Below are 22,366 nucleotides of genomic sequence, written 5' to 3'. Positions count from 1 at the left end.
CCATGACGGAAACGATCGCAATTGCAACAACACTAGATAGGATCATCGTTATCCGCAAACGTTCTTCACTGGCTACCATATCACTTGAAATGGATTCCTGCATGCTGCTGATGTTGCTGCGCATTTCATTAACAAGCGCAGTGTTGTCGTTGTACAGTTGAGCAAGCTCTAGATCCAGCGGCTTTAATTGCTCAAAGAGTGCAATTTTATCCTGCATGATCTTAATCGCCTCGGTAGGTTTATCATTGATGCCGAAATAGGAGTTGAAGCTGGACGTCATTTCATTCATAAGCGAACTAATTTGATTGTACGAATCATTAACCTCTTGCAGCTTGCCTTCTATGACGGCCTTGTTATAAGTGTCGAATAATATGTTGGTTTGATTAACAGCACTAGTAAAGTTGTAAATTTCATCTGCTGCGCCTCCTAACGATAATTTAGCTGGGGGAGCGGAATCGAAATAGACTTCAAAAGCTATCTGCTTATAGTCGCTCAATGTGACGGCGGAGGCATTGAATTTAATTGCGACTTCTTCCCATGCATTATTGGCTGCTGTAAATACGGTATCGACTTTTATGGCAGGGTTACCATTGAACGTCACATACTCCAGCCCGCCAAGCGCGCCACCGTAGCTAGTGCTTAGAACATAACTAGGATTCTGGCTGAAATCGATGGTCGCAGCCTCTGAACCGCTCAGAAGCTCAATCTTCGTTATGTAGGCCGTAGCTTTATAATCGATGGAGTCGCCGCCAATGCGTGCCGATAATGCGTCGCGATTCCCTTTATCCGGAAGCTTATTAACATAACGATATTTGCTATAAGCGGTACCGTTGATTACCTCCGTCCCCTTGAAGAAATTCCCTGTGCTAAGCATTGGAATATCCGTCCAATTTCCTACCTTATCTATCGCGTCCAATTGCTCCTGCAGCAGACTTGCATTCTCACTTATCTTCCCATAGATCCCTGTTGAAGTATCGAATCCGCGTTCTCCAACAAGTTTAATGATCTGCTGCATGTTGGAATTGTTATCTTCTAACAGCGACGTTAGCTGGTTCCAGCTATCCTTATAATCGCCGCTGGAATCGTTATTGCGAGCGATATTATACGCTTTCTCCACATTGCTGCTGATCTCATTGAGATAGCTGCTGTTCTTCGAATAAACGTACTGCACATTTAAGGTTTCATTCTGTTCAGACAATCGGTTAATTTGATTCATCTGATTGGTTAGATCATAGCTGTTGTTGCTGTTGTTCAGCATGACAAGTGACATCCCGCCGACAAGCAGCAAAATGACTAAGCATACCGTTCCCAGTAAAATCAGCTTGAACTTCAGAGAATGAATTAACCTTGTGTTATTCGACCTATTCTTCATGAGCGACTCTTTGATAGGTATCTTCATTCTCATGTGCAGCTCTCCTTTTTGGTCAATATTTTCATGCGAACACATTCATTCTCTTATAACCCAGAACATAATGCAATAAAATTTCATAACAACTGTTACATTTTGTGTAAATTACATGTCATATACTTGTAGGAAATAATATTGGGTGTATTAGGCAGATGATGGAGTAGAAACATCGCTCTTCATTTTATGCAAACAACATTAATATCTGTAATAATTTTCATAAAAGGACTATAGTCATGTGAGTTATTTCCTGAACGTGTGCTGGCTGCGGTCGAGAAAGTTTTAGTTTAAAGGATTCATTTTCGTATCTTTATTGTCGATAATATTCAGATAAAAGAAGATTAGAGATGGACATCATGAGTGAAGGAGAGCAGCGGATGATCTTCAAATCGGGGAATAAAAGAAATGCGTCATTGGGTAAGAACGTTAGTACGGAATCGGCATGGTTGGACGAGTTCGAAAGGTACGTTAAGCTGCTGGAGCAGGGCAAAGAGAATGATTACTCTTTAGCACGGACGGATGGTGCATTATTCGATCGCTTTCAATCCCTTACGGAGCGGGTATCCGCTGTGCTTCATCGTCGTGAGGAGCGGCCTAACATACGCTTGAATATGGTGACTACTGCAATAGAGGTTGGGCTATGGGAGATGGATGTTATTGCCGGCGATCCTGTAAACCCTGCCAATGTATTTCAATGGTCCAATGAATTCAGACAGATGCTTGGCTATAAAGATGAAACGGACTTTCCTAATGTACTCGATAGCTGGTCCGGCAAGCTTCATCCTGAGGATAAGGATAAGGCGGTTCAGAACTTTGCTAATCATATGTTAGACCGCACAGGCCAGACCATATATGATGACACGTATCGTCTAATGACCAAGGCAGGAGAATACAAATGGTTTAGGGCTACCGGTACAACCCTTCGTGAAGCAGACGGCACGCCAGTCTTCGTAGCGGGCGCTCTATTCGATATCCATAATGAAAAATTAACGAATGACCAGCTTAGTGCACTAATGGAGCGCTATGATCTTGTGAATCGTGCAATGGTCGAAGCGCCTTGGGATATGACAGTAGTCGCGGGGGACCCTGTAAATCCAGAAAATGCGTTCTGGTGGTCGGACCAATTCAGAAAAACGATCGGCTTCGAGGGGGAGCATGATTTCCCTAACAAGATGAGCAGTTGGATTAATCAGCTTCATCCGGATGATCGCGAGCAAGCCTTGGAGCAATTCACGCATCACTTGCTGCAAGAACCGGACAAGACAGAGTATACACTCAAGTATCGCTTGGCCTCCAAGTCGGGGGAATACCGTTGGTATTATGCAGGCGGGGCTACGAAGCGTGATGAAGCGGGTAAGCCGCTGCGCGTAGCGGGCACGATTCGAGATATTACTCATGAAGTGAATAAAGAAGAGGTTATTCGTCTGGTTAATGAGCAGATGAAAGGATTGTTCGAAGCAATTAACGATATTGTTCGAGGCGTCGTGAACGTCACCGAGCAGGCTCAAGATATCGCAACTGAACAAGAACGTTCCTATCAGACCGCTTTGGGTGTTAAAACCAAAACAGATGAAACGGCAGCCGTTACGGCGTTCATTAAAGAGGTTGCAGACCAGACGACCCTTCTCGGTCTTAATGCATCCATTGAAGCCGCTCATGCGGGTGAATTCGGCAGAGGGTTTGCAGTAGTCGCAAGTGAGGTTAGAAAATTAGCCGATCATAGTAAAACAGCTTCGGTGAATATTGAGAACTCAATGAAAGACATGAAGCTCAATATTGATCAAATCATTCAAACCATCTCTAACATGTCGACATTAACTCAAGCCCAAGCGGCATTGACCGAGCAAATCAACGCCTCTGTACAGGAATTAAGCACGATGTCAGAAGAGCTAGTCAGCATTATTGAAAAGCTATAAGTCGTTTGGTATTGGAACGGAAAGGGCGCCTGCTTGTGCGCCCTTTCGACTAATGTTGCGCCGAAGAGGCTGTCTTTAATTCCGTAAGCAATTCAATCTGATCATGCTCGGTTATTGGTTTGCCCCAATAGAAGCCTTGAATAAAATCGCACTGCTGCTCTTTAAGATAATGCAGTTGGATTTCATTTTCTACACCCTCTGCGACGACGGAAATGTCCAGCTGGTGCACGAGTGAAATAATCGAGCCGACAATAGGCTTTCTCGTTTGCTGCTGGTCTATGCTGTTGGGCTGTTGAGGATAAGGTCTATATTGAGCCTGATAGACAAGATGAAGCTCTTCTTTCTCAAATGCCTCTCTCAGAATGCACTCAAGCTCGACTCTCTTTAAATTGGCTGGAGGATGAATGTGGTGTGGTTCGGTCGCAGTCTGATAACGAGGGTCTTTATCATGCGGCTCACTATGAAAAGATAGTATCGTGTTCCCGCTTTGATCCACCCAGTAGTATGAAACATCTATGCTGTCACTGTCCAATTCCTCAGTGACAAGTAAACGCGACCCATCGACGAAGACGAATGTATGGCGTGTAAATTTGCGAGAGGACATCAAACCAGATCCGTCTCCGTCTCTAGAGTCCATAATGATGTGGGCGTAATCCCGTTCTAATTGCGTAATGTTTGATGAAGGTCTTACCGCTCTTTGAGACTTGGTCAAGAGTCGGCTCCCCGCCTTTCGATTGAACGCAACAAGCCCCCCCACTGCTGTGCGTCACGGGTCTCGTTAGCGGTTAGCTTCGGCTGCTTCTGCTACTGTTGATTTCACGCCAGTTGGAGCAACGTATATGGCATTTTCGGGTATACGAGCCTGCTTAAACCGTTCGCCTTTCTCAACGCCGATGAAGCGTCCTTGATTGATCCAGTTATTGATCGTGGCGACACTGACGCCGAAGAAGCGCGCAACTTCTCCCGTCAACTTGCCGTTGCGGACAGCGTGGTGAACCTGCTTTATAAGTAGGGCGGTTGTTTAGCATATTTCAGATTCGTAAATTATTGTCGATCTTGACGAAGAGATCTGAGATGCCCTTTGCGGTAAGCAAAAATCAGCATAGGGATGGCAATCAACAGGCTGATGATAACGGGCACGATCGAAGCCTCAAGGCCGAATTGGCCTCCAGTAAGAAGGGTCGGACCCGTAACCTCAACTGTGAAAAGGCCTGTGGAGGGGTGGCCTGATACGGGAATACCGCTAAGTCCCTCTATTGTATTCCACATGAAGTGGAGACCTATGATGAACCAAACATTGCGACGCCACAGGAAGGCTGCACCCAGTAATACGCCAGCTTCAAGGGCAATACAGACGGCTCCCCAAACCGTAGCTCCTGGGTTGCCCAGGTGAGCGATCCCAAAGAATAGTGATGTTAGGGCTAGTGCAAGTAAGCTTCCGCCCATCTTCTCAATGGCTTGAAAGGCAAGCCCTCGAAAGACCAATTCTTCTACGAAGGCAGCGCCAAGTTGTGCGGCGATAATAGGCAAGACGACAGAGCTGACGTTGTCGGCTGACCACTTGAATGAATACCCGCCCAACAGGACGATGAGGGCTGTAGAGACGATAATAAAGATAAGGCCGATGACAGCGCCGAGAATACTTTCCGATAATGCACGCCGTGGGATTAGAAGCTCAGGAACCGGTCGCCGCGCCAGAAGCTTCATCGCAAGCCAGTAGACAACGATGGCAACCGCGCTTCCGAGGAGTGCCAATGTAATGGATCCTAGTGCTTGTGAATCCCTGGATAATGACCCGAATATCACTTTGGTAAGTATGATCCCGAACGCTCCCACGAGCATCCAGATGAGGGGGAACTGAAAGAACGAAACAATCTTAGATTTTCTCCTATCGTTAAGTGCTTCATTATTTTGTACAGTAGTCTTTCTCATGAGTAGTAGCCGCTCCTTTCCTCTGACAGATATTGATTTTCTATATAATAATTTATAAAAGTCATACGGCAGTAGTGCCGTTTCGTCATATCATAGTCATTTGAAGCTCACCAAATAAAAGCCGAAGCCGACATCCGTTATGATGTCGGCTTCGGGCAGATTAGCTGCATTCTTCTGCAGGGCGTATTCTTTAACAATCTATAATTCCAGTTTCCCTAGCCTTATAGGCTGCTTCCCTTCTCCCTTTTACATTCAATTTCGAATAAATATTCGAGATGTAATTTTTAACCGTACCTTCACTAAGATATAATGCCTTAGCGATGTCCTGATTGCGTAGACCTAAGGCCAGCTTGTGAAGAACTTGGACTTCGCGGGCGCTAAGTCCGAATTCATTGTTTCTCTCAAGCCATTCGGCTTCCGGGGCCTCTGTATCCATTGTCGATGAATTACCGCTTTCGAGCATTCTTTTAATCATTTTGTCTGCCATTTCCGGCGAAATGAGTGTGCCGCCTGTGTGAACCACCCGTATGCCGGCGATGAGGTTTTTGGGATGGATGGCTTTGAGCAGGAAGCCTTCAGCTCCATGGCTTAACGCCGCCAGCACATATTCAACCTCTTTGTAAGAAGTTAAAATAATAATTTTCGTTAATGGGAATCGAGGCTTGATCTTCTCAGTAGCAACAACGCCATCCATAATCGGCATATTGATATCCATGAGAATGATATCCGGCTCGGATTTCTCACAGCAGCGGATTGCCTCTTCACCATTCTTAGCCAATCCGACAACCTCGATATCGTCTTCCATCTCGAGTACAATTTTTAGACTTTCGAGGATCAACTCTTGATCATCCACGATGAGTACTTTAATTTTCGGCATCCGACTTATCTCCTTTCAGTGGTATTTCGCACCTGACTTCAACGCCAGTGACCGCTAAGGTGGAGATGGAAAAGGTACCCCCAAGCATCTCAATTCGATTCTTCATCGTTGTCAGCCCGAACCCATGCTCAATCTTGCCCAAGGGCCTTCCGTTATTACGAATAGAAACCTGCAGGGTTGATGGATAGAAGTGGAGGTCCAGCTCGATTTCCGTTGCTTTGCCATGCTTCAGCGCATTCGTGAAAGACTCCTGTATCACCCGAATAATCGATTGCTGCACATCGAAACGAAGGACCCGATCTGCTCCGTTCAGCGTGAATCGAATGGCTGTCCCGGTGTATTCTCGAAAGCTGTTAATGAGTCGCTCCACGTGGTCCACTAAACTTAAATTCTCTTCCTCTCCCATTTGGTGCACGATGTCTCTCATTTTATCTAAGTTCTGTTCTGTCAATCCTCTTATACGAATCAATTTATCTTTTGCTAGATCTGGATTTTTGTCTAGAAGTGCGATAGCGGCATCGAGGCTCATAATAAGGGAAATAAAAGAATGTCCTAACGTGTCATGCATCTCTTTGGACATACGATTTCGTTCCTCCAGGAGAGTCATCCTTTCAATCTCGGCAGCATATTGGGTTAACAATTTATTCTGCTCATCAATTTCTTTGGCTAATTTATTTTTCTCATGATAAGCCTTGGCAATGTAGTTGACCCAAATTCCGATAAAAGAGAAGAGAATATTATCTGAGCTTGAACCGAGCGCCAAGATCCATGTAACCTTTCCGAATATCATGCTGGTAAAGGGCAGCAATAATAATACTGGCATTGACCAGGCCGTCTTTCGGGTTAGTAAGTAACCGATTGTAAGGCTTGGAATGAGATAATCGACACTCCCGAGCTGCTCCGACTGCATGAACGATATAAAATAAAAGGACCCTCCCAGCAATAGTTCAAGTAAGATGAACCATTCCTTGCTCTTCCTAATTGGCGGAAACCAGAATAAAATCGGAATAATAAAGGCCGCTAAAAGCCAAGCAATGCTCACGGGCGAATATTCATTCTCCATTAAAATATGAGATAACAACAAAATATAATAATAAGACCGGAGCCCGAATATCCCCCAATCCATGAAATAAAAAACTTTCTTCATCGGTATCCTTCCTTACTCAAGCGCAGCTGGCCAAATTTCCTTAATTATACACCAAATAAACTACACTTATTGTAAGCAGAAGACGCGGTAAAAACAAAGGGGCACCGCTTTCTGTCCCGGCTTTGACTTGGGCTATTTTCCCAGAGCCGCAATGTGATCTACAAAAACTATGGGAACGCATCTATACTGAGTGGTTCCCGACATCCGGATACGAGCAGGTTGAGGCTCCTCAATTCGAAATGTATTATGGAATGTCGGGGCATACACAGGGTGAGATCTGGATACCTGGACTCATTATCTTACAATATAGACAACTGTCTCTTAGAGTAGATTTGTGCTGTAATAGAGAAGTAACTTTTTCGGGCACAAATTGTTGCGAATCCAAATTCTGGCCCATCTATACTTGGGTATGAAAGGAGGGACTTAGATGGAGTGGCTTGAACGAATGAATCGGGCGGTAGACTATATTGAAGCAAGGCTGGCCGATAAGATCGATCTGGGCGAGGCAGCCCGTATGGCCTGTTGTTCGTCGTACCAGTTCCAACGGATGTTCTCGTTTATTACAGACGTAACGCTGGCGGAGTATATACGGCGCAGGCGTCTGACACTTGCGGCTCTGGAGCTGCAGAACGATGGGGATGCGAAAGTGATTGATGTCGCGCTTAAGTACGGTTACGAATCGCCTGTCTCGTTCGCACGGGCATTCTATGCATTGCATGGGATAACGCCGGCTATGGCTCGCCAGGAAGGAATCGTTCTTAAAGCCTACCCCCGTCTGTCCTTTCATATCACAATTAAGGGGGCAGAAGCGATGAATTATCGGATTGAAACGAAGGAAAGCTTTGAAGTGTTCGGCATTGAAGGTCTATTTCGAGTTGACGGAAGCGGAGAGGCTCCACAGACACCGGCCAAGCTGTGGGAGCAGTGTCTGGCGAACGGCGACGTGAAGCGGCTTGAAGAAGCCGCAGGTCGATTGCCATCGTTCGTCAGTCAGAATTTGCATCTCGTGAATGCGGTGTGCAGCTACCGTAAGACGGGGCCAGATACGTTCCCGTATATGCTGTTCGCCTTCAAAGACGAAAGCAGCAGAACGGATGGATATACGACTGTGACGATCCCGGCGCATACGTGGGTGATCTTCCCGTCGGAGCCGCATCCGGAGGAAAGGTTTGGCGAGGTCATAGAAACGCTGTACAAACGCTTTTACACCGAGTGGCTGCCGACAGCAGGCTATGAGCAAGCAGAAGGAATTGAACTTGAAATATCCGGAACCAAGGATGGACTCAACTATGTCGAGCTTTGGTTCGCGGTGCGGAAGTCGTAATGGGTATTGAGAATAACATATGAGATGATCCACAAGGCCGTTCTAATATAGGAGCGGCTTTGTGTTATTTAATAGAGAGTATATTCAAGTCTATACTATGGGATTTATTTCCCGTATTCTGTTAATGCTTGTAAGAAAAATGTGTGTCGGGGGGTGCTGTTTTGGCTAACAATTTGGTAAATCCAAGAACCCATAAGGATTGGTTAACGCCCCATTCTCGTGAATGGTATGCTCAGCTCGGCCAATTGACGGGACGATATTCACTGCCGTGGAATTCCACAGCGGCGGAGCCGGATGCTGAGGCATTGTTCGAAGAAGAGGTCTCTCGAATGGTTGTTCACCGTAAGGTTCTCGATGTCGGCTGTGGACACGGCGACTTTACGATTCGTTGGAGCTCGGCAGCCAAGCAAATTGTAGGAATCGATATTACGAGTGGTTTTATTGAAACCAGCAGAAACTATAAGATATCGAATGTTTCCTTTGTAGTTGCCGACACGGGCAATCGCCTTCCGTTTGAAGATGAGGAATTTGATTGTGCGTATAATCGCAAGGGTCCGACTTCTGCTTATCAGGATTTAAGAAGAATTATTAAACCAGGCGGGCGCATTGTTAGTCTCCATCCCGGCGATCATTCGTACCCAGAATTATCATATTTCTTCCCGAACCTATTCGAACCGGTCAGTGAAGGGACTCCAATATTGGATAGAATAAAGGCCAATTTGGAACGGGGGATGCTGCTCAAGCAGGCGAGCATTGAAATGATTAGAAGTGTTTCTTATTTACTTGAGCCTATGGATGTCGTCAGAGTGTGCTGTTTTGGACAGGTGCTGTCGGTGTATGAGATGGTCATTAACGAGAGTATGCGTGAGATAGAAAGAATATTTTTCGATAACGCAACAGAACAAGGGCTTCGCGTCACGAATGAGATGTATATGGTTCGCATAACCGTGTAACAGATCTTGAGTATCTATGCTCTAATAAACTGTGATTCTGGTTATTCTTGCGGCAGTAGGAATGGGTCTCTGGTTTACAGTTCGTCTGCCTGTCTCCGTGGCTAATATTGCACATCGTTATGCTGGACATGCTAGAATTGATACAGCGTATACTCCGTGTGCGAATTAAGAGAGGGGATAAGGCGATGAAAATTATTGTTTTTGGTGCAACGGGCGGTGTAGGCCAATTCGTTGTGAAGCAGGGGCTTGAGGCTGGGCTGAAAGTAACGGCATTCGTACGAAATCCTGCAAAGCTTGAAGGATCGCATAGCCATTTGCGCGTTATTCAAGGGGATGCGCTCAATCAAGAGGAGGTCACAGCGGCGATTGCAGGTCATGATGTTGTTGTGTCATGTTTAGGTTCAAGCAAAGGGATGAAGAAATCTACGGAGCTTCAAGAAATGGCGAAATGCATGGTGAATGGCATGCAGGAGCATCATATAACAAGAATAGTCTACACCGCGTCTGCGGGAGTCCATAGAGAATTGTCAGGCGCTATCGGAAAGCTGGTCATGGCCATGCTTCGCAATCCTCTAGCCGATCATCGGGCTGCTGTAGATTATATTCAAGCGCATGGGTTGAACTATACAATCGTTAGACCAATGGGATTAACGAATCACCCCTTTACAGGACGGTATAGAGAAGCGGCGGTAGGTGTACCTGAGAAGTCCAGGTCGATCCCACGCGCTGATGTTGCACATTTTATTATCAAAGCATTACAAGATCCCCGTTATGATCATACGTCGATCGGACTCGCTACTTAATCATATACCTACTGTCCTTTATAGGTAACGAAGCTGACATCATAGATAACAGGAAGGGCAAAGACATGAACGACAGAGTAGTTATGCCAATATGGATGTTTGGCGTGTTTATTATCGTGATGAACACAACAATGTTTAATGTATCGATTCCAGGGATCATTACCGAGTTTCATATTACAGCAGACTTAGGATCATGGATTATTTCCAGCTATTCCATAGGCTATGCCTTATCGACGATGATATACAGCCGGTTGTCAGACAGTATCCCTATGCGAGGGCTGTTATTGACGGGCTTGACCATCCTAAGTTTATCCTCGATATTCGGAATTTTCGCTCACAGCTTTGAGTTGCTGCTAACCGTACGCATTCTGCAATCAGCGGGCGCGGGAACGATGGCAGGCTTAGGCCTAGTCATGGCGAGCCGTTACATTCCTTTCGAACGGCGTGGGCGAGCGATCGCTATGATCTCGACAGGCAGTGCCATGGCTTTTGGGTTCGGTCCGATTATTGGGGGCGTTCTCAGTGAATATTTCGGATTTAATGGGCTGTTTGCTGTCACCTGCTTAATTCTTGTCGTGCTTCCTATATTAATGCGACTGCTTCCGAAAGAAGAGCCAAAGCCGCTTCGTTTCGACGTTCCCGGAGCGATCTTCACGATTGTAAATGTCGTGACCTTATTAATCGCTGTCATGCAGCGCTCTCTATTGTGGGTCTCCGGAAGCCTGCTCTCTCTGGTCCTGCATGCTTGGTATTTGAAGAAAGTGAAGAGAGAAACCTTCATTAACCCAAAACTTCTGCTACAAAGGGATTATCGAAAACTAACAACGGTCGGATTCTGTATCTTAATACTGAACTTAGGAAATTTATTTCTAATGCCACTGGCCTTAGCTAATTTGGGTGATCAATCGGAGATCGCCATTGGATTAACTATAGCACCGGGAGCGTTAGTATCGGCGCTGCTAACCCGATATGTGGGCAAATGGATCGATCAATATGGGAATATTAAATTTCTGCTCCTAGGCCATATTGTACTGGCGGTTGTGCTGGCCGTATTCTCATTTGCTATTGAGGTCTCCCCTCTCATTATTCTGTGTGGATATTTATGTTTCTCGCCTTCGTTCTCTGCCACATTATCTGCATTAAATAATGAAACGACTCGCATACTGCCGAAGCAGTGGATTGGCTCAGGCATGGGGCTGACGCAGCTAATTCAATTCTTTGGAGGATCGGTATCGGTTGCTGTAATTGGGATGATTCTTGCCTTGGAGAAAGACATGCCCCTTGGGTTAGCGTATGAGAATGTATACCGCATTCTGCTCGCCGTATGCCTGCTCTCTCTAGCTATTGTGGTGTGGTACATCAAGACAATAGGAAAGTCGGAGAAAATGGCGTAGCTGCGATTGCACGACAGCTATATCATCGTGTCGTTCGAGACAGACAGTTGGAATGGATAGAATGATAGATAAGGAAGCGAGCCTTTAATGGGCCGCTTCTTTTTTTAAGGATTAATTAATAGGTCATGAGTATGCTGTAGAGCAACACATATTTCAGTGATCTTTATCACTGATTGTATTGTTGGTTCTTGTTATAGTTTTCCTAGAGAATGGAATTATTTCACTCTAATATTTTAAATATGTATTGTTAAAGCGGAGGAAAACAACGATGAAGCATGCAGCATTCGATAGGCTTTCTGCAATATCCATGCGTACGAAGCTATTTCTTTTAATTTTAATTATTTTAATGGGCTCATTCTCGATGATGGGTTACCAGCAAGCAGCAAATATTACGACCGTAATCCAAAGGGATGCGTTGGAAAAAGCACAATCAGACCTGATGACAGGTATGGAAATTATCGATGCACAATATCCGGGGGATTGGCATGTCAAAGAGAATCAGTTATACAAAGGGGAGACATTAATCAACAATAATTATGAGTTCATTGACCTTATTGGCCAGTTAACGAATGGGGATACAGCTACTATCTTTCTTGGCGACACCCGGATTACAACTAATATTATTGTGAATGGACAACGTGCAGTAGGCACGCAAGCGTCAAGCAAAGTGGTTGAGCAGGTTCTTCACCAAGGCAAGACGTATTTAGGTACAGCTGATGTTGTGGGGAATACCTATCAGGCTGCGTATATGCCGATTCATGATTCTAGCGGCAAGGTCATCGGAATGTGGTATGTGGGTGCTCCTGATGCGGACGAACGTGTTCAACAAGTAAAGAAAGACATGATGATCCGGCTGACCGTTGAAGGAACTATTATTCTTGTTGCTGCGTTCTTGCTGTTTCTCGTGCTCACCCGTCCATTGATTCGACGTATTGGAGACGCTGCCCAAGCTCTGCAGGTTGTGGCAAGCGGTGATCTGACGTCTAAGGAGCTGCGTGTGAAGAGTAAGGATGAGACAGGAATGCTGCTTGCCGCGGTGAATACTATGTCAGCCGATCTTCGCGCTGTCATTAGTCGGGTTAAGGAGTCCTCCTTGCTCGTTGCGTCCTCGTCCGAGCAGTTGACAGCCAGCATAGAGCAGTCGACTCAAGCGACCGGACAAATTAACATGGCGATTCAGGAGGTAGCAGCAGGGGCAGCTGAGCAATCGACCAGCGTGACTCATTCAACCGAAGCCGTACTCGAAATTTCGAGAGGCATGGATCAAGTTGCGGAAGCTATTCAAAGTATGGCAGATTTCTCATCTGCTGTAAGCAGCAATGCAAGTCTAGGAACCCAAGTGGTATCCGAGAGTATCGAGCATATGAATTTGGTGAAAAGCACAGTTGAGAATGCCTCGCGGATCATGAACAACTTAGAGGTGAAATCGAAGGAAATCGATGAAATCGTAGTTGCGATTACAGCGATTGCGAGCCAGACTCATTTATTAGCTCTTAATGCTTCTATAGAAGCTGCCCGCGCTGGAGAACAAGGTAAAGGCTTTGCTGTCGTCGCATCGGAGGTGAAGAAGCTGGCGGACCAGTCAGGGCAGTCGGCGGAGCGGGTTAGTGAGCTTATTCGACAAATTCAAGCGGATTCATATAAGGCTGCGCTAGCTATGAATCAAGGGACGAAGGTCGTAGAGCAAGGGCTGTATCAAGTGCAGCAATCCGGTATGACCTTTCGAGATATTGCCAACGCTATAAGTGAAATTTCATCGCAGTCTCAAGAGGTATCCGCCATTGTCGAACAGGTTCATGCCAATTCCCATGAAACGGTAAACAGGATGGAGCGGATTACGGAGATTCTGCAGAAGGCTTCTGACAATACCACCGATATTGCGGCCTCTTTGGAAGAGCAGAATGCGGCAAGTGAAGAGATTTCCGCTGCCGTCGTCCATCTGAGTGAAATGGCAGAGGAATTGCAGCAGCTAGTCCAGACGTTTAAGGTGTAGTGGAATTTGCATGACCATTATTTTTTGTTGGAAAATTATATAAATTATAGCTTCTAGTGGTATGATTATTTCTTAACTGGATAGAGAAGTCGATTTACTGCCATTTCATTCGCAACTAGCTCCTGAAAGTGGTATCATTCTATATGTAGGGGAGGCAATCCTTGAGCGATTTTCGCAAGAAGCGAGGGGCGCACCCATAATGCTTTTAACGAAATGAGGCTGAACATGGAGATGGGACAGAAGGAAGAAAGACAACAATCTGTCATGCTGAGAAGGATTATGAGAGGATTCATGATCGTCATTGGGGCGTTCATTACGGCATATGGGCTTGAAGCCGTATTAATTCCGAATAGTGTATCCGACGGCGGCGTGACGGGTCTTAGTATCGTAGGCTCGAAGCTGATCGGGTTGCCTTTGGGACTTCTTATCGCGGTTCTTAATATTCCGTTCATCTTCCTGGGGTACAAGCAGATTGGCAAAAGCTTTGCGATCTATTCTGTACTGGGGATTGCTTCGCTTGCAGTCGGTACTGCCGTCATGCATGAATTAACGCCTATTATTGAAGGGGATACGCTGCTGGTAACCGTCGTGGGCGGTATTATTATCGGTTTTGGTATGGGTCTGGCCTTGCGGAACGGCGGCGCATTAGACGGTATCGATATGCTGGCCGTACTGCTCTCCCGCAAATTGCCTTTCGGTACCAGCGATCTTATTCTATTCCTGAACACCTTTGTATTCATTGTCGTTTCGAGTGTATTTGGTCTCAAAGGGGCAATTCTATCGGGTATTGCTTATTTCATCGCCTCGAAGGTGATCCATATCGTCGAGGAAGGCTTAAGCGGAGCCAAAACGTTCAAAATCATTACGAGACAGCCGGAGGCGATGGTCGAGACGATTCGCAACCGTTTAGGACGCAGTGCTACGTATAACCTCGTGTCAGGCGGATACTCGAACGAGCAATTCAAAGAAATTACTTGTGTCATTAACCGAATGGAAGAAAGTAAAATGAAAGAGATTATTCATGAGCTTGACCCACATGCTTTCGTAATGGTGTACGACGTCGCGGAAGTGAAGGGCGGTAACTTCAAGAAGAAGGACATCCACTGATTTAAGGGGATGGAGCATCTTAGCTGAAGTTAGCTGTGTTAATCTAGAGTGAACATGAAGACAATCGGGGCGCCCTAACGGGGCGCCCTATTTCGTACCGGCTTCAGTTGTTTTCTTGAGCTTTCGTTTCTTTAAGTAATAGAATACTCCGATGACCAGAACTATGAAGACAGTCAGCACCAGATAAATAAAGTTATGCACGGACGCCGATAGGATGCCGAAGGATACGGAAGATAGGACAAGTCCGTAGATTAAGTTGCCAATCGTTGTCGCAACGATAAAGTGCAGCGTCTTGATGGAGCTCAATCCTGATGTAATATTAATTAAGTTAGTCGGCATAAAGGGAAGAATGCGTCCGAGCAGCACGAAGGTGAAGCCGTTCTTCTCGATTTTATCTTGAAGCTGCCGCAGCTTCGGTGAGTCTTTGAATAGACCATGAAATAAGAAACGAACTGACAGGAAGACTAGCGTACTGCCAATCACACTGCATAAACAGCCATACAGATAACCGTTCCAGAAGCCGAATAAGGTGATATTCGCTGTAATGACTAGAATAAGCGGAATAAAGGTGAAGATGTTCTGCAGCGTCATAATGACGAGCATGATCAGCATGAGCAGGGCAGTGTTGTCGTGTGCGATCTCCCGGATCGCTTCTGGTGTGATGTCTGCTACCGTGTAGCCGCTGCTTCTTAATATGAAGAACAAGCAAAGCAAGAAGATGATATAGCCGGTAATACGTATGATCAGTTTGCGTTTATTCATGGCGTACGGGCTCCTTTGGACTACAAACATAACTACATCATTATATCGAAGATTATCTCCCGGATGTAAGATTTAAGCAAAAATTAGGATAGGAGGCTTGGAAATTGTCAGGAGCTTGAACAGATGCTTTTATTGCTTGACACATTGTATACAATTGAATACAATCATACTTGAATTCTTGTATACAAATGTATACGAAAGTGAGTGAGCGTATGAAGGCCTCTGATAAACCAATGGATGGGGATTGTCATCACAGAGCAGGACATAAAGGCAGGATGCATCATTATCGCGGGGCGCAGACCTTTCGAAGGGGAAGGGCTCTAGAGTTTTTCGACCGATTGGCGGCAAGACGAAATACGTTAAGGCAGCAGCTTGATGCGCCGGAGTTCGAGGAGATCAAGCTCCTCATTCAAGGGGAGCTTAAAGCTCTTGAATCGGTAATTGATGATTACACCCGGCATTTCGAGCTTCAAGAAGTCGAACAACTTAAATCATAAGGATGAAGAAAAGGAAGCTTATAGTATGTGGGGATTACGAGCTTATATTAAACCGTACTGGAAATATTTCATTCTCGGGCCGCTGTTCATGCTGTTTGAGGTGTTTTTTGATCTACTCCAGCCGCGCTTGGCTGCCCATATCGTCGATTCCGGCGTTGCGGAGCGCGATTTTTCGGTCATCCAGCAAACCGGGCTTATGATGGTGGCGGTGACGGTATTCTCGCTCATTTCGGGCGTAACCTGCAATATTTTTGCCAGCCGTGCTTCACAGAACTTCGGAGCTGATATTCGAGAGGCATTGTTCACGAAGATTCAGACCTTCTCGTTCGAGAATGTGGACCGTTTCCAATCGGGTTCGCTCATTACGCGCATGACCAGCGACGTGTCGCAGGTGCAGAATTTGATGCAGATTTTGCTGCAGCGTATTGTGCGTGCGCCGAGCCTGCTCATCGGCAGTGTCGTGATGGCGCTTCTTATCAATTTTAGGCTGGGCATGATTCTACTTGGTGCATTGATTGTGCTCGTAGCGGTGCTCGTCTTGTTGATTCGGTTCTCGATTCCGATGTTTAAGAGCATTCAGGATAGGCTCGATAACCTGAATATGCGTATGCAGGAGAATCTCGCTGGAATTCGGGTCGTCAAAGCCTTTGACCGTGCGGACTATGAGACGAAGCGGTTTGCCGCGGTCAATCTGGATTTTACTGAAATCTCGATAAAAGCGGCCCGTTTTATTGCCTTGAACTCACCGATCGTCACGTTGATTATGAATGTGTGCTTGGTGATCATTGTGATGTACGGCGGAAACTTGGTGTGGGATGAGTCGATGCGGGTAGGCGATCTAGTCGCTTTCGTTAACTATGTCGTTCAGGTGCTGTCATCCTTGCTTATGGTTAGCGGTCTATTGATGAATATTTCGCAGGCCAACGTGTCTGCCAAACGCATCAGCGAGGTTCTGGCAGAAAAACCGAGCATTGAGGACAAGGAGCAGAGCGCACTCGACAAGCTTCCGGCCAGCCATTTGAAGTTTGATCACGTATCCTTTTCTTATCCGGGCGCTATTAACGCAGCCGACTTGGTATTAAAGGACATTAGTCTGGAGGCGCGGCGCGGTGAGACGGTTGCAATCATTGGCTCTACAGGCTCGGGGAAATCGACACTGGTTCAGCTCATCCCGAGACTGTATGACGTTACATCCGGCTCCATTCAGATGGATGGGAAGGACATTCGTGATTTGCCTGTAATGGAGCTGCGCCGCCGTATTGGGATGATCCTTCAGGAATCGTTCTTGTTCACTGGTACGATCCGGGACAATATTTCGTTCGGCAAGCCTAATGCGTCGCAAGAGGAGATAGAAGAGACTGCAAGAATCGCTCAAGCGCATGATTTCATCCTGCAGCTTCCGGACGGCTATAATACGAGGCTGGGGCAGAAGGGCGTGAATCTGTCTGGCGGTCAGAAGCAGCGTCTTGCTATCGCCCGGGCGCTGCTCATTAAGCCGTCGGTTCTAATTCTAGACGACAGTACGAGCGCTCTGGATCTTGGAACAGAGAAGCGGCTGCGCCAAGCGTTGAACGATCTAATGAAGGAAAGCATCACGCTGCTGATTGCTCAGCGCATTACTTCTGTGATGCATGCCGACACCATTCTAGTCTTGGACAATGGAGCGATCGAAGGAATGGGCACACATGACCAATTAATGGCGACGTGTGAGGTTTATCGGGATATATATCGATCGCAATTCGGGGAGCGGGAGATGCAGGATGTCGAAGCAAAACCAATCTGATTCAGCTGAACTGGATAAGGGCATGGCAGATTTGTCACAGATGGGATTACAGCAGGGCCGCGGGCCGCGTCCTGGGGAAGTACAGAAGGTCAGATCGAAGGATGCTGCCGGGACGGTTCGCCGCCTTTGGGGATATTTGAAGCTGCAGCAGCAAGCGTTATGGATCGTTGTAGGATGTACCTTAGTTACGACGATGCTTACTCTGCTAGGGCCTTATTTGATCGGTAAAATGATTGATAATCATATTGTGCCGCATCAATATGACGGGTTTGTACGCATGGGTATGATACTGCTGAGCGTGTATGTGATGGGGGCGCTTTTCACTTGGATTCAGCAATATGTCGCTTCCAGCCTGTCGCAGAATACAGTTAAGGATATGCGGCAGGATCTGTTCGAGCAGTATCAGCGCTTGCCGATACAGTTCTTCGACAAGCGGACGCATGGGGAGCTGATGAGCCGGGCGACCAATGATTTGACGAACGTCTCGAATACGCTGAACCAGACCGTCGTGCAGCTCATCTCCAGCGTATTGATTTTAGTGGGCAGCGTTGTCATGATGCTGAGCTTGAGCCTCTGGATGACGCTTGTGACCGTTCTCACTGTACCGCTAATTGCCTGGATCACGCAGCGGATCACGAAGTATACGCGCACATTCTTCTCTCAGCAGCAGAAGCAATTAGGCGAAGTGAATGGTTTCGTGCAAGAGAATGTTTCCGGTCTGAAGGTGGTTAAGCTATTCGTTCGGGAATCGGAAGCTGTCGAGCAGTTCCGCGAGATGAATGAGCGGCTGCGGTCCATTGGCGTGAAGGCGCAAAGTCTATCTGGCTCGATGGGCCCGATTATGAACTCGATGCGCAATCTGAACTTTGTCGTCATTGCGGTGTGCGGCGGTATGTTTGCCTATCATGATGTGATTACAATTGGTGTTATTGCCAGCTTTCTAAGCTATTCCAGTCAGTTCAGTCAGCCGATTAACCAGCTCGCTAATCAATACAATTTGTTGCAGGCCGCTATTGCCGGTGCTGAGCGGATCTTCGAGATCATGGACCAAGAGCCGGAGACGATGCAAGGCGAGGATACGGATGCGAAGCGGCCGATTCAAGGGGAAGTGGTGTTCGATCAGGTTCGTTTCGGTTATAAGCCAGAGCTTCCTGTATTGAACAATGTGTCCTTGCACGCGATGCCAGGTCAGATGATTGCCTTGGTTGGACCTACAGGCGCGGGCAAGACGACCATTATTAATTTGCTAACGCGATTCTATGAGATTCAATCCGGGCAAATCCTGATAGATGGTAAGGATATTCGGCAGATGGACAAGCATGTGCTGCGTCAGCAAATTGGATTGGTGCTGCAGGATGCGTATGTATTCTCGGGCACGATTCGGGATAGTATTCGATACGGCCGTCTGGATGCGACGGATGCGGAGGTTGAGGAAGCGGCGCGACTGGCTAATGCCGATGCGTTCATCCGCAAGCTGCCGAGCGGCTATGATACGTATCTGAGTGCGGAGGGCGGCAACATAAGCCAAGGCCAACGGCAGCTGCTTACTATAGCGCGCGCGATACTGGCCAATCCGGCCATCCTCATTCTGGACGAGGCGACCAGCAGTGTGGATACACGCACGGAGCTTCATATTCAAGCGGCGATGAAGACGCTCATGAAGGGGAGAACAAGCTTCGTCATTGCCCATCGGCTCAGTACAATCCGCGAGGCAGATCAGATTCTTGTGATCAAGAGCGGCGGAATTATCGAGCAAGGCTCGCATGAGGAGCTGTTAAGGCAGAAGGGCTTCTATGCGGATTTGTACCAAAATCAGTTTGTACAAGGGTCGGCAGGCTGATGGGAGCGAGGGCTATCCCGTTAAGGGATGGCCCTCTTGCTATGGAATTAGCCAGCGAGGCGTGGTTTTATATATAATATAGAAAATGGTCAACAATTAGAGGGTGATCCGCATGGGGAGAAAGCAGGCATTCACGAGGTCGGAGCTGCTTGAACAAACGAAGAAATTGCTGCTTGAAACCGGATATGAAGGGTTCCAGCTGAAGCTGTTATCAAAGCACTTGGTTGGAGCGAGAAGCACCATTTATCGATACTATTCGAATAAAGAAGAAATTGTCGCCGCCTGCATGAGAAATGTAATGGAGGAAGTTCTGGACAGAGCAATGGCTGTGGATGAGACCGATTGTATGAGCGCCCTGCAAAGCCTGCTTACGGTTTATTTGGGAGAGGCGAGCCTCCATCAGCTGCTCGGCAGCGCCCATAAGATCAATAAATTGAACTCCGCGGCGGCGGCTCATGATTTGGAATATGTGGAGCAGGCGCATATCACGTTAAAGAAACAGCTTGAGCGACTGTTTGCTCGCGCGCAAGAAGAGGGCTGCTTAAAGACGGACATTCCGCTTCCTGCTGTTATTTCGGTATTCTTCAATCTTATCGATACTCCCAATATGATGAATATTCCTGTCCCGCAATGGAGCGAGCTGTTATTTCGAATGTGGTTAGGCGGAGTGGGAAGGCAATAGGAGGAACAAGGAATTTGACATGCGTGTCGAAATGGAGTTATATTGTTGTGTAGTCGTATACAAGCGATTAATTTGACACGTGTGTCATATATGAAAGTGAAGGAGAGGGTCAGACTATGTTTTTGGCATTGAAGGAATTGAAGCATAGCAAAACACGGTTTCTCATGATTGCTATTATTTTTGTCCTCATTGCCTGGCTAGTATTCATACTGTCAGGTCTGGGGAATGGTTTGTCCACATTGGCGGCATCGACATTCAAGAATATGAAGGCTGATTATGTGGTGTTTCAACAAGGGTCTAAGGCTTCGATGAGTAAGTCGCTGCTGTCCAATGAATTAACGGCGAAGGTAGCAGAGATGCCGAATGTCAAAGCGGCCTCGCCAATGGGCGTATCGATGGCATCGGCCATTAAAGGGAACAGCACATCGAATGAGGATAAAGTCGATATCGCGATTATCGGGATCGTTCCGGGCAGCTTTCTCGAGCCGAAGACTGTAGAGGGCGAAGGTTTGACCGCTGACAATATTACGAGTGTTATTGTCAATGACACCTTGAAGGACGAAGGGTTTAAGCTTGGCGATACCTTCCAATTGGACGGCTCTCCAGAATCGTTGACGATTGTCGGGTTTGTTAAGGACCAGACGTATAACCACGTAGCATCAGTATTTACCCCTATTAAAGAGTGGCAGAAGATGGCCTTTGCTGCACCTGGGTCGGATAAAGGTGTTGCTGACCCGGTGAATGCGATTATGCTTCAAGGCAGCATCAATCCTCAAGATATTGATGCACAACTGTCGGATACCGATACGGTAACCCGTGCAGCAGCTGTACAAGGGATGCCGGGTTATAAGGAAGAGAACGGCACGATTCTGATGATGCTTGCATTCCTGCTTGCGATATCTGCCTTTGTGCTTGGCGTATTCTTCTACGTCCTTACGCTGCAGAAGAGCAATCAGTTCGGAATTATGAAGGCGATCGGTGCCAAGAACAGCTTCTTATACAAAGCGGTCGTTTCTCAGGTGTTCGTTATCTCATTAGCGAGCATTATAGTTGGCGTGATTTTGACTTACGGCACTGCAGCTATTATGCCTGAAGGAATGCCGTTCGCGCTGGATGTCACGCTGGTGGTCGCTTATTCCATCGGGCTGCTGGTCATTTCATTGCTTAGCTCGTTAGCATCTGTTCGCATGATTTCGAAGATTGATCCGCTTAAAGCACTTGGGAGGGTGGAGTAATGAGTAAAGGATTGCAGATGACGGCTGTTTCGAAGCATTACGGCGAAGGCAGCAATCGTGTGTCGGCGTTAGACCACGTGTCGATCCAAGTAGAGCCGGGAGAGTTTATTGCGGTAGTAGGGCCGTCCGGATCGGGCAAAAGCACATTTTTGTCCATAGCAGGCGCGCTGCTGAAATGCTCTGAAGGGCAAGTCATCATCAATGAGCAGGACATCTCGAGCTTGTCGGCTAATCAATTAGCGGATATTCGATTGCATGAGATCGGATTCATTATGCAGGCGTCCAACTTGGTTCCTTATCTCAATGTTCTGGATCAACTGCTTGTGGTTAAGCGGATGGCGGGAAAGGTAAGCGCAGACGACAAAGCTTATGCGGTTAAATTGCTTGAAGAGCTGGGCCTTGGAGCGAAGCTGAAGAAATACCCAGAGGAGCTGTCTGGGGGCGAGAAGCAGCGTGTAGCTATAGCTAGAGCTCTCATTAACGATCCAAGTATTATATTAGCGGACGAGCCTACGGCAAGCCTGGATACGAAGCGGGCACATGAAGTCGTCTCCTTGATTGCTCAAGAGGTAAGAAAGCATAAGAAGGCAGCGGTTATGGTCACGCATGATGAACGACTGCTTACCTACTGCGATAAGGTGTATCGTATGGAGGATGGTAAGCTGACATTAGCTAAGGCGTAGCCGGCAGTTGAAATATCTATATCATAATTGGCG

General features: G+C 46.8%; 21 protein-coding genes. 14 read left to right on the top strand and 7 right to left on the bottom strand.

All coding sequences use genetic code 11. The features are described from left to right. Positions 1-1,405, bottom strand: a 1,405-nt coding sequence (locus tag PXY01_RS09165) for an MCP four helix bundle domain-containing protein (RefSeq protein ID WP_164744353.1), incomplete at its 3' end; no start/stop codon positions are given. 377 nt (positions 1,406-1,782) lie between these two features. On the opposite strand from PXY01_RS09165, the gene PXY01_RS09160 reads away from it, so the two are divergent. Next, positions 1,783-3,321 (top strand): methyl-accepting chemotaxis protein, encoded by a 1,539-nt coding sequence (locus PXY01_RS09160; protein WP_164744354.1) that lies wholly within the window; start codon positions 1,783-1,785, stop codon positions 3,319-3,321. Positions 3,322-3,370: 49 nt separating this feature from the next. Here PXY01_RS09160 and PXY01_RS09155 read toward each other — a convergent pair whose 3' ends face one another. The 5 genes from PXY01_RS09155 to PXY01_RS09135 all read right to left on the bottom strand — a co-directional run bounded on the left by PXY01_RS09155 (position 3,371) and on the right by PXY01_RS09135 (position 7,277). Further along, the gene (locus tag PXY01_RS09155) at positions 3,371-4,033 is read right to left on the bottom strand and encodes a toxin-antitoxin system TumE family protein (RefSeq protein WP_127569503.1); all 663 of its coding nucleotides are present in this window, start codon (positions 4,031-4,033) and stop codon (positions 3,371-3,373) included. A 66-nt stretch (positions 4,034-4,099) separates the two neighbouring features. Further along, positions 4,100-4,291, bottom strand: a complete 192-nt coding sequence (locus PXY01_RS09150; protein ID WP_246027849.1) for a helix-turn-helix domain-containing protein — start codon at positions 4,289-4,291, stop codon at positions 4,100-4,102. A 74-nt stretch (positions 4,292-4,365) separates the two neighbouring features. Then, on the bottom strand, positions 4,366-5,253 hold the full coding sequence (locus PXY01_RS09145) for a CPBP family intramembrane glutamic endopeptidase (RefSeq protein ID WP_127569499.1): 888 nt from the start codon (positions 5,251-5,253) through the stop codon (positions 4,366-4,368). Positions 5,254-5,443: 190 nt separating this feature from the next. After that, positions 5,444-6,130, bottom strand: coding sequence for a response regulator (locus PXY01_RS09140; RefSeq protein ID WP_127569497.1), 687 nt, complete (start codon positions 6,128-6,130; stop codon positions 5,444-5,446). Beyond that, a complete protein-coding gene (locus tag PXY01_RS09135; protein ID WP_127569495.1) occupies positions 6,117-7,277 on the bottom strand; it encodes a sensor histidine kinase in 1,161 nt (386 codons plus the stop codon). Before PXY01_RS09135 ends, PXY01_RS09140 begins: the two co-directional genes overlap by 14 nt. Positions 7,278-7,345: 68 nt before the next feature. On the opposite strand from PXY01_RS09135, the gene PXY01_RS23280 reads away from it, so the two are divergent. From PXY01_RS23280 to PXY01_RS09100, 7 genes are all read left to right on the top strand, one after another. Beyond that, positions 7,346-7,690, top strand: a complete 345-nt coding sequence (locus tag PXY01_RS23280; RefSeq protein WP_373864287.1) for a GyrI-like domain-containing protein — start codon at positions 7,346-7,348, stop codon at positions 7,688-7,690. 14 nt (positions 7,691-7,704) lie between these two features. Next, positions 7,705-8,601, top strand: a complete 897-nt coding sequence (locus PXY01_RS09125; protein ID WP_127569493.1) for an AraC family transcriptional regulator — start codon at positions 7,705-7,707, stop codon at positions 8,599-8,601. Positions 8,602-8,762: 161 nt separating this feature from the next. Continuing rightward, positions 8,763-9,554 carry a class I SAM-dependent methyltransferase gene (locus tag PXY01_RS09120; RefSeq protein WP_127569491.1) on the top strand — a complete coding sequence of 264 codons (792 nt, stop codon included), beginning with the start codon at positions 8,763-8,765 and terminating at the stop codon, positions 9,552-9,554. Positions 9,555-9,739: 185 nt separating this feature from the next. Beyond that, positions 9,740-10,357: an NAD(P)-dependent oxidoreductase gene (locus tag PXY01_RS09115; protein ID WP_127569489.1), complete on the top strand. Its 618-nt coding sequence runs from the start codon at positions 9,740-9,742 to the stop codon at positions 10,355-10,357. A 65-nt stretch (positions 10,358-10,422) separates the two neighbouring features. Beyond that, positions 10,423-11,751 carry an MFS transporter gene (locus PXY01_RS09110; RefSeq protein ID WP_127569487.1) on the top strand — a complete coding sequence of 443 codons (1,329 nt, stop codon included), beginning with the start codon at positions 10,423-10,425 and terminating at the stop codon, positions 11,749-11,751. 268 nt (positions 11,752-12,019) lie between these two features. Then, positions 12,020-13,744 (top strand): methyl-accepting chemotaxis protein, encoded by a 1,725-nt coding sequence (locus PXY01_RS09105; protein WP_127569485.1) that lies wholly within the window; start codon positions 12,020-12,022, stop codon positions 13,742-13,744. 264 nt (positions 13,745-14,008) lie between these two features. After that, a complete protein-coding gene (locus PXY01_RS09100; protein ID WP_373864286.1) occupies positions 14,009-14,851 on the top strand; it encodes a YitT family protein in 843 nt (280 codons plus the stop codon). A gap of 87 nt (positions 14,852-14,938) precedes the next feature. Here PXY01_RS09100 and PXY01_RS09095 read toward each other — a convergent pair whose 3' ends face one another. Beyond that, positions 14,939-15,613 (bottom strand): TVP38/TMEM64 family protein, encoded by a 675-nt coding sequence (locus PXY01_RS09095; RefSeq protein WP_127569483.1) that lies wholly within the window; start codon positions 15,611-15,613, stop codon positions 14,939-14,941. Between the two features lie 275 nt (positions 15,614-15,888). Here PXY01_RS09095 and PXY01_RS09090 point away from each other — a divergent pair, with 275 nt between their 5' ends. The 6 genes from PXY01_RS09090 to PXY01_RS09065 all read left to right on the top strand — a co-directional run bounded on the left by PXY01_RS09090 (position 15,889) and on the right by PXY01_RS09065 (position 22,333). Next, positions 15,889-16,110, top strand: coding sequence for a hypothetical protein (locus PXY01_RS09090; protein ID WP_127569481.1), 222 nt, complete (start codon positions 15,889-15,891; stop codon positions 16,108-16,110). Positions 16,111-16,135: 25 nt separating this feature from the next. Next, positions 16,136-17,893, top strand: coding sequence for an ABC transporter ATP-binding protein (locus PXY01_RS09085; protein ID WP_127569479.1), 1,758 nt, complete (start codon positions 16,136-16,138; stop codon positions 17,891-17,893). After that, entirely contained in the window at positions 17,871-19,733 is a 1,863-nt protein-coding gene (locus PXY01_RS09080) for an ABC transporter ATP-binding protein (RefSeq protein ID WP_127569477.1), read from the top strand. Before PXY01_RS09085 ends, PXY01_RS09080 begins: the two co-directional genes overlap by 23 nt. 112 nt (positions 19,734-19,845) lie before the next feature. Then, on the top strand, positions 19,846-20,415 hold the full coding sequence (locus PXY01_RS09075; RefSeq protein WP_127569475.1) for a TetR/AcrR family transcriptional regulator: 570 nt from the start codon (positions 19,846-19,848) through the stop codon (positions 20,413-20,415). A 116-nt stretch (positions 20,416-20,531) separates the two neighbouring features. Continuing rightward, a complete protein-coding gene (locus PXY01_RS09070) occupies positions 20,532-21,650 on the top strand; it encodes an ABC transporter permease (protein WP_127569473.1) in 1,119 nt (372 codons plus the stop codon). Beyond that, a complete protein-coding gene (locus PXY01_RS09065) occupies positions 21,650-22,333 on the top strand; it encodes an ABC transporter ATP-binding protein (RefSeq protein ID WP_127569471.1) in 684 nt (227 codons plus the stop codon). The genes PXY01_RS09070 and PXY01_RS09065 overlap by 1 nt, the downstream gene beginning before the upstream one ends. Positions 22,334-22,366 lie beyond the last annotated feature (33 nt).

This window comes from Paenibacillus xylaniclasticus, from assembly GCF_004001065.1.
GTDB lineage: Bacteria > Bacillota > Bacilli > Paenibacillales > Paenibacillaceae > Paenibacillus_T > Paenibacillus_T xylaniclasticus.
Note: the sequence above shows the minus strand (reverse complement) of the source record. Positions and strands in the feature narration are given on the sequence as shown.